Annotated in this window: 2 protein-coding genes; both read left to right on the forward strand. The window is 72.5% G+C overall.

Translation table 11 applies throughout. The features are described 5' to 3' along the window. Positions 1-66 precede the first annotated feature (66 nt). On the forward strand, positions 67-561 hold the full coding sequence (locus AOK23_RS43460) for a MarR family winged helix-turn-helix transcriptional regulator (protein WP_055512969.1): 495 nt from the start codon (positions 67-69) through the stop codon (positions 559-561). A gap of 155 nt (positions 562-716) precedes the next feature. Continuing rightward, positions 717-1129: hypothetical protein (locus AOK23_RS43465; protein ID WP_055717858.1), on the forward strand; the 413-nt coding region annotated here is incomplete at its 3' end.

Consider the following 1129-nt stretch of genomic DNA (forward strand, 5'->3'; position numbering starts at 1 on the left):
AACGGGGGCCGGGCACGGCATGATCGAGGGGTCAGTGGTGGGACGACCGGAAGGGCGGCGGGGGCCGTGGACGAGCAGACGGAGATCTCGACGGCGAAGCAGGCCGCCGACGACCACCTGGTCCTCGCCTTCGGGCGGCTGCAGGGGGCGGCGAACCGGCTGGAGTACATCCTGGGGCGGGCCCTGGAGCAGGAGTGCGGCATCAGCCATCTCATGTTCGAGGTGCTGCTCATCCTGGGCCGGGCGGGCGAGCCGGGGCTGTCCATGCGGGCCATCGCGCAGGAGCAGGTGCTGACCACCGGCGGCGCCACCCGGCTGGTCGACCGCATGGAGGCCGCCGGGCTCGTGGAACGGGGCGAGGACCCCGAGGACCGGCGGGGCCGGCTGGTGCGCCTCACCCCGCTCGGGGAGGAGAAGGCGGTCGCGGCGGCCCGCGTCCACGTCGAGAACATCCGCCGCTACTTCCTGGCCCCGCTCCCGGCCGAGGACCGGGAGCGGTTCGCGGAGAACCTGCGCGCCCTGAGCCACTCGGCGCGGGACATCCTGCCGCGACTGCCCTGACAGGGGCTCACTCGGACTCGTCACCACCTCCGAGCACCGACCCGTAGTGTGATGGGCGTCACTCATTCCAGGGAAATGCCTGACGAGTCAGTTACTGTTTCATCAGGTGATCGGCCCGCGACCCGGCGGGCGTCCCACCCCTGTCGAGGTCTTCCATGCAGCTCGTCTACGCCTTCGATGCCTACTGCGGCTGGTCCCACGGCTTCTCCGGGACCCTCGGCGAAGCCGTCTCCCGCCACCCCGAACTGCCGGTCGAGGTGGTCTCCGGCGGACTGTTCACCGGCTCGCGCCGGCTGCCGATCCGCGAGTTCGGCCACGTCCGGGGGGCCAACGCCCAGATCGCGCAGCTGACCGGCGCCGAGTTCGGCGAGCGCTACGAGCGGCTGATCGCCGACGGTTCGTTCGTCATGGACTCCGAGGCCGCCGCGCGCGGCATGGCCGCCCTGCGCGGGGCCGCCCCGGAGCGGGCCGCCGCACTCGCCGTCGCCCTGCAACACGCCTTCTACGTCGACGGGCTGAGCCTCTCCGACCCGGCCACCTACCGCACGGTGGCCGGGTCGGAGAGGCT

The sequence above is a fragment of the Streptomyces torulosus genome, assembly GCF_001419765.1.
In the GTDB taxonomy this organism is placed as follows: Bacteria; Actinomycetota; Actinomycetes; order Streptomycetales; family Streptomycetaceae; genus Streptomyces; species Streptomyces torulosus.